This is a genomic window from Pseudonocardia pini (genome assembly GCF_013870575.1).
GTDB classification, from domain to species: domain Bacteria; phylum Actinomycetota; class Actinomycetes; order Mycobacteriales; family Pseudonocardiaceae; genus Pseudonocardia; species Pseudonocardia pini.
In genome coordinates, this window is the sequence record NZ_JACBXB010000296.1 from 1 (window position 1) to 6,301 (window position 6,301).

Genomic DNA, 6,301 nt, shown 5'->3' on the forward strand with positions numbered 1-6,301 from the left:
AGTCCGCCGCGGGGCGCGCCACGGCACTGGCCCTGGTCGAGCGGGCGGACGTGCTGGTGGAGGGCTTCCGGCCGGGTGTCACCGAGCGGCTGGGGCTGGGTCCCGAGGACTGCGCCGCGCGGAACCCGCGCCTGGTCTACGCGCGGATGACGGGGTGGGGGCAGCAGGGACCGCTCGCCGACCGGGCGGGACACGACATCACCTATCTCGCCGTGACCGGACTGCTCGACTCGATCGGCCGCGCGGGGGCGCCGCCCACCGTCCCGCTGAACCTGGTGGGGGACTTCGGCGGCGGATCGCTCTACCTGGTCGTGGGGGTGCTGTCCGCGCTGCTGGAGCGGGAGCGCTCCGGGCACGGCCAGGTGGTCGACGCGGCCATCGTGGACGGCGCATCGCACCTCGCCTCGGCGATCTGGACGTTGCACGGCTCCGGGCGGTGGAAGGGCCCGCGCGGCACCAACCGACTGGACTCGGGCGCCCCGTTCTACGACGTCTACGCGACCGCGGACGGCGGCCACATGGCGGTCGGGGCGATCGAGCCGCAGTTCTACGCGCTGCTGCTCGCCGGCCTCGGCCTCGACCCGGCGGACCTGCCCGCCCAGGACGATCCCGCCGGATGGCCGGAGCTGCGCGAGACCCTCGCCACCGCCTTCGCCGCCCGGACCCGGGCGGAGTGGACCGCCGTGTTCGAGGGGACGGACGCGTGCGTCGCCCCCGTCGTGACGCTCTCCGAGGCCCCGCGACATCCCCATCTCGCCGCCCGCGGCACGCTCGCCGAGCACGACGGCATCGTGGCTCCCGCGCCCGCGCCGCGGTTCTCGCGCAGCTCGCCCGGGGAGCCGCAGGCCACCCGGACCGTCGAGGCCGACGTCGCGCTGGCGGCGTGGGCCGGAGGAGGAACCCCGTGATCCCCGACCCCGCCGACGACTTCCCCACGGGCGCCTGGGAGCTGCCCGAGGAGTTCGTGCTGCTGCGCGACACCGTGCGGAAGTTCGTCCAGACCGAGGTGCACCCGCTGGAGGAGGCGCTGCCGCACGACACCGCGGGGGTGCCGCAGCCGAAGCTGGGCGAGCTCCAGCGCAAGGCCCGCGAGCTGGGCCTGTGGGCGATGGCGACCCCGCGCGAGTTCGGCGGGGCCGGGCTGTCGGTGCTGGGCCAGGTCGTCGTCGGGGAGGAGGCGGCCAAGTGCCGGATGGGAGCCTTCTTCCCGGCGGGTGGCGCCTTCGGCGGCAACCCGCCGAACGTGATGTACAAGGCCTCGCCCGAGCAGTTCGAGCGGTTCGCGCGGCCGATCGTCGAGGGGCGGATGAGCAAGGCGTACACCGCCATCAGCGAGGCCACCGGCGGTTCCGACCCGGCCCGCGCGATCCGGTGCCGGGCGGTCCGGGACGGGGACGAGTACGTCCTCACCGGCACCAAGCTGTGGACCTCGCACGCCGCCGGGGCGGACTGGGGCGTGGTCTACGCGCGCACCGGCGAGAGCGGCTCGCGGGACGCGATCAGCTGCTTCATCGTGGAGAAGGACACCCCGGGCCTCACCATGACGCCCATCGGCGTGATGAACTCCTTCTCCCCCTACGAGCTGCACTTCGACGGCGCCCGGGTCCCCGCGGCCAACCGGATCGGGGACGAGGGGGCGGGCTTCCGGCTGGCCAGCGACTTCCTGGTGCACGGGCGGATCGTCTACGCGGCCGGGCCGATCGGCATCGCCCAGTACGCGCTGGACCTCGCGATCGACTGGGTGAAACAACGCCAGGTCTTCGGGGAGCGCCTCGCCGACAAGCAGGCCGTGCAGTTCATGATCGCCGACAGCGAGATCGAGCTGCGGGCCGCCCGGCTGCTGATGTACCAGGCGGCGTGGAACGCCGACCTGGGCAAGGACGTGCGCGTGGACGCCTCGGTGTGCAAGGTCTTCGGCACCGAGACCGCGTTCCGGGTCGTGGACCGCTGTGTCCAGCTGTTCGGCGCGATGGGGCTCTCGCAGGAGATGCCGCTGGAGCGCTGGTTCCGCGACCTGCGCGTGAAGCTCCTCGGCGAGGGCGCCTCGGAGGTGCAGCGCATGGTGATCGCCCGGCGGCTACTGCGCTGACCCGGATCCGTCCGAGGACACGAAGGCCCCGCACCGTCCGGTGCGGGGCCCGTGGGTGTGGTGGTCAGTGCGCGGGACCATCCTCCGGCAGCCCGCGGTAGCGGCGGGCGCTCGCCAGCTGGGGGACGTGGTTGGCGTCGTACTGCTCGATCCACTCCGCGGGCAGCCGCTTCCACGCCTCGCCGATCCGGAGCCGCTCGGCGTCGCTGAACCGCTCGGCCGCGACGACGTCCCCCACGAACAGCGTGCTCTCGTCCATGTCCAGGCTCTTCACCACCCGGGCCTCGACGTAGCTGTGGGCGCCCAGCAGGATCGGCGAGCCGGTGACACCGGGCTTGGTCCGCAGCCCCGCGAGCTTGTCCCCGTCCCGACCCGAGCTGCCGCCCAGGGCCATCAGGATCGCCAGCGACTCCTCGAGGGCCTCGTCGGGCGCGGCGGCGAGCAGGTGCATCGCGAACACTCCCGAGCTCAGGAGCATGTCGTGGGTCTTGTTGTACTTGGTGAGGCTGACCGTGGCCCGCGGCGCCTCCGGCACGATGCTCGCGGCGCCCGCGGACAGCGACATCAGGCCGTTGGCCACACCGCCGTCGACCGTGGTCACCGCGACGGGGAACGGACGCAGGCCCGAGAGCGCGAAGTTGGCGGCGTCGAGATCAACTGTCATGTCCACTCCAGTCGGCGATGAACGGAGACCCGGAGATCCGGGACTACTTTCTGACATTATGTCTACGACTCTGCGCAGGGTCAATGCCTCACCGACGACGACAGATCTGACTGGAGTGTCAGTGAGCGGCGGACCCGCTGAGCAACCCGCGCTCGATCACCTGCACCATGAGGTCCACGATCGCGGCGTCGGACGTGTCCTCCGCCGTCTCCCCCACGGCCTCGGGCAGCCGGTCGAGGACCGCCTCGAACACCGCGGCGGCCACGTCGAGGTCCAGCGGGTAGTCCCGCTCGACCTGGGCCAGCACCCGGACGGCGGCCGCGTGCATCTGGGCCTGCCCGTTCTCCGCCGCATTGACCAGCGCGGGATCGGTCAGCGTCCCCTCCACCCAGGCCCGGAACACGCCGAGGTAGCGGCGGTGGAACGGCACGAAGTCCCGCAGCCACCCGCGCAGGCTCTCGGGGCCGGCGTCGAGCGCGGCGAGCCGCCCGGACAGCTCCGTGGCGACCACCTGGCACTCCGCGCTCAGCCTCCGGAGGAGGTCGAGCTTGTCGTCGAAGTACTTGTAGAACGTGGCCCGCGCGAACCCGGCCTCGGCGACCAGCTCGTCGACACCGGTGCCGTGGTACCCGCGCGCCGCGAACAGCCGCGCCCCGGCGCCCATGATGCCCTCGACGGTGGCCGCCGCCCGGGCACTGAGGTCGGTGGCGGGCAGCTCGATCGTCGCGGGGGTGGGCAGGGCGCGCACCTGGGTGCGCGGGACGGGGTCGAGCTGGGCGAACACCTCGGGCGGGGACTCGGGGAAGAGCATCAGCTGCATGGTCACGGCCAGCCCGTCGACGCACTCGTCGACCCTCGGGAGCGTGGCGGCCCCACGGTGGCGCAGGTAGTTGAACCGGTGGACGAGGCTGGTGAGCGCGAGCGACGCGGCGTCCGGGTCCATGCCCTCCACGCCGCTCTGCACGAGCCGCTGGGTGATCCGCGAGTTGTAGGAGCGGACGAAGCCGATCACGAGCGGGCGCACCGCCGTGTCCGGGGTGTCGATGCTCGCCCACTGCACGAACATCGTGGCGTACTTGTCGTACACCCAGGCCCACTCGCCGAGCCACCAGTGCAGGTTGTCGAAGCCCTCGGGCGTGGGCCCCAGCGGGCCGAGCCTGCGCACGACCCGCATCAGCGCGGCGCCGCACTCCTCGAGCAGCTCGACGAAGATCTGCTCCTTGCTCTCGAAGTACTGGTAGAGCGTGGCACGCGAGGTCCCCGCCGCGGTGGCGATGGCCTCGACCGAGGTGCCGTGGAAGCCCTGCCGCTCGAAGAGCCGGAGCGTCTCGGTGACGATCCGCTCGCGCGTCTGGGCACCGCGCTGCCCGACCACCGGACTCGAGGGCCAGTAGCCGTCCCGCCGCAGGATCTCGCCGCCGTCTGACATCGCGTCCATGGTAGGCCCACCCTCCGCGCGGCCCGCGGCGGACCGGCCGCGCGTCGCCCGGACTCCCCCGGACGTGGTGGGCGGGGGCGGGGTCGACACGGTCCCTACCCCGGCAGCAGGAAGTCCGCGGTGGCGGTGAGGGCCGTGCGCTCGTCGACCTTCGCCGCCAGCGCCACGGTCACCAGCACCCCGTCGGGCCGCGGCGCGGTGTCGGTGACGACTCCGCTGCAGCTCAGGACGTCCCCGGGGTAGACCTGGTCCCGGAACCGGACGCCGAAGCGGCGCACCCGCTCGGCCCCCAGCCAGTCCGTGGCGTAGCCCGCGAGCAGCGCCGCGACGTGCATGCCCTGCGAGAAGACGGACGGGTAGCCCGCCGAACGGGCCATCTCGTCGTCGTAGTGCATGGGGTTCAGGTCACCGGAGGCGCCGGAGTACCGGACGAACATCTGACGGGTCAGCGGCCCGAACTCGCGCGCGGGCGCCTCGGTCCCGACCTCGACGGCGGTCGACGGCGCGCTCATGCGGCACCCCCCGCCGCAGCCCGCTCGATGAAGGTGCCCCGAGCCTCGGCCACCAGCGTGCCCTCGGCGTCCCGGAACTCGGTCACGACCACGCAGAACCGCATCTCCCCGCCCCGTTTCCCGGGCTTGGCGTACCGGTCCTCGACCCGCTCGACGGCCCGCAGCCGCGCGCCCGCCCGCGGCGGGGGACCGTGGAAGACGTACTCCTGCTCGCCGTGCAGCAGCCTGCGCCGGTCGAAGCCCACGGCCACCCGGGCCGAGTCGGGCCGCCAGAACGCGGAGCTCGCCAGGAAGGTGGGGGGCACGACGGCCTCGGCGCCCCGGTAGGCCGGGTCCGCCGACTGCATGGCGGCGGCGAACTCGGCGATCTTGCCGCGCTCGACGACCACCTCGAACTCCTCGCCGCGGGTTCCCACGGGTGCACTCACGGGCTCCTCCTCCCCGCCGGGCGCACGTGCTCCGCGCCCGGCCGACTGGGCCGTACGGTACGTCAGAAAAGTTGTGGGGTCCACGACAGCCAAGCGCTTTTGGCTGCTTGCACGATGATAGACATGTTGTCAGAATACGAGCGTTCAGCCGACGACGGGGAGGACCACCAGCGTGACGACGAGCCCGTGGACCCGCGAAGAGCTGCAGATCGGCGGCGTGGCCGTGCGCCCGGCGGGGGGCCGCACCGTCGAGGTCCGCTCCCCCGCAGGCGGCGGGCTGGTGGGCCGGGTCCCCGAGGCGGGCCCCGCCGAGGTCGACGCCGCCGTGGCCGCGGCCCGCACCGCACTGACCTCCGGGCCGTGGCCGCAGACCTCTCCCGCCGAGCGCGGCGAGATCCTCGGCAGGCTCGGCAAGCTGCTGCGCGGCCGCACCGACGAGCTGGCCACCCTGATCTCCGACGAGGTCGGCTCGCCGCGCCGCTGGGCGGTCGGCGGGCAGGTGGGCACGGCTCTCGGCGTGCTGCACGTGCACCGCGCGCTCGCCACCTCCTACCCGTGGGTGGAGACCCGACCCGCCCTCGTCGGCGGCGAGGTCCGGGTCCGGCGGCTGCCGGTGGGCGTGGTCGGCGCGATCGTGCCCTGGAACGCCCCGCTGTTCACCGCCGCGCTCAAGGTCGCGCCCGCGCTGCTGGCCGGCTGCACCGTGATCCTCAAGCCCTCCCCGCTCGCCCCCCTGTCGGCGTTCGCGCTGGCCGAGGCGGCCCTCGAGGCCGGGGTGCCCGAAGGGGTGCTCACCGTGCTGCCCGCGGGCGCGGAGGCCAGCGAGCACCTCGTCTCGCACCCGGGCGTCGACAAGATCAGCTTCACCGGCTCCACGGCGGTCGGCGCCCGGATCGGCGAGCTCTGCGCGCGCGACCAGCGCCGCTGCACCCTCGAGCTGGGCGGGCGCTCGGCCGCCCTGCTGCTCGACGACGTCGAGCTCACCGACCACGTCGTCGACGCCCTGGTCGACGGCGCCATGGCCAACAGCGGGCAGATCTGCATCGCCCAGACCCGCTTCCTGGTCCCCCGCCACCGCGCGGCGGAGATCACCGAGGCGCTGGCCGCGCGCGTCGCGGCGCTGCGGGTCGGGGACCCGGCCGCGGACGACACCGAGATCGGTCCGGTCGT

The 6,301-nt window shown here is 73.7% G+C and carries 7 protein-coding genes; 3 read left to right on the forward strand and 4 right to left on the reverse strand.

Features of this window, described 5'->3' with window-relative positions; all coding sequences use genetic code 11:
- Nucleotides 1-908, forward strand: a 908-nt coding sequence (locus tag H5J29_RS17365) for a CaiB/BaiF CoA transferase family protein (RefSeq protein WP_181781998.1), incomplete at its 5' end; no start/stop codon positions are given.
- Nucleotides 905-2,089, forward strand: coding sequence for an acyl-CoA dehydrogenase family protein (locus H5J29_RS17370; RefSeq protein ID WP_220187549.1), 1,185 nt, complete (start codon nucleotides 905-907; stop codon nucleotides 2,087-2,089). The genes H5J29_RS17365 and H5J29_RS17370, both read left to right, overlap by 4 nt.
- A gap of 64 nt (nucleotides 2,090-2,153) precedes the next feature.
- Here H5J29_RS17370 and H5J29_RS17375 read toward each other — a convergent pair whose 3' ends face one another.
- The 4 genes from H5J29_RS17375 to H5J29_RS17390 all read right to left on the reverse strand — a co-directional run bounded on the left by H5J29_RS17375 (nucleotide 2,154) and on the right by H5J29_RS17390 (nucleotide 5,131).
- Complete coding sequence (locus H5J29_RS17375) at nucleotides 2,154-2,753, reverse strand: flavin reductase family protein (RefSeq protein ID WP_181781999.1); 600 nt, start codon at nucleotides 2,751-2,753, stop codon at nucleotides 2,154-2,156.
- Nucleotides 2,754-2,871: 118 nt separating this feature from the next.
- Nucleotides 2,872-4,182 carry a TetR/AcrR family transcriptional regulator gene (locus H5J29_RS17380; RefSeq protein ID WP_181782000.1) on the reverse strand — a complete coding sequence of 437 codons (1,311 nt, stop codon included), beginning with the start codon at nucleotides 4,180-4,182 and terminating at the stop codon, nucleotides 2,872-2,874.
- A 104-nt stretch (nucleotides 4,183-4,286) separates the two neighbouring features.
- Entirely contained in the window at nucleotides 4,287-4,703 is a 417-nt protein-coding gene (locus tag H5J29_RS17385) for a MaoC/PaaZ C-terminal domain-containing protein (protein WP_181782001.1), read from the reverse strand.
- Nucleotides 4,700-5,131, reverse strand: a complete 432-nt coding sequence (locus tag H5J29_RS17390) for an FAS1-like dehydratase domain-containing protein (RefSeq protein WP_181782002.1) — start codon at nucleotides 5,129-5,131, stop codon at nucleotides 4,700-4,702. Before H5J29_RS17390 ends, H5J29_RS17385 begins: the two co-directional genes overlap by 4 nt.
- Nucleotides 5,132-5,303: 172 nt before the next feature.
- On the opposite strand from H5J29_RS17390, the gene H5J29_RS17395 reads away from it, so the two are divergent.
- Nucleotides 5,304-6,301: aldehyde dehydrogenase family protein (locus H5J29_RS17395; RefSeq protein ID WP_181782003.1), on the forward strand; the 998-nt coding region annotated here is incomplete at its 3' end.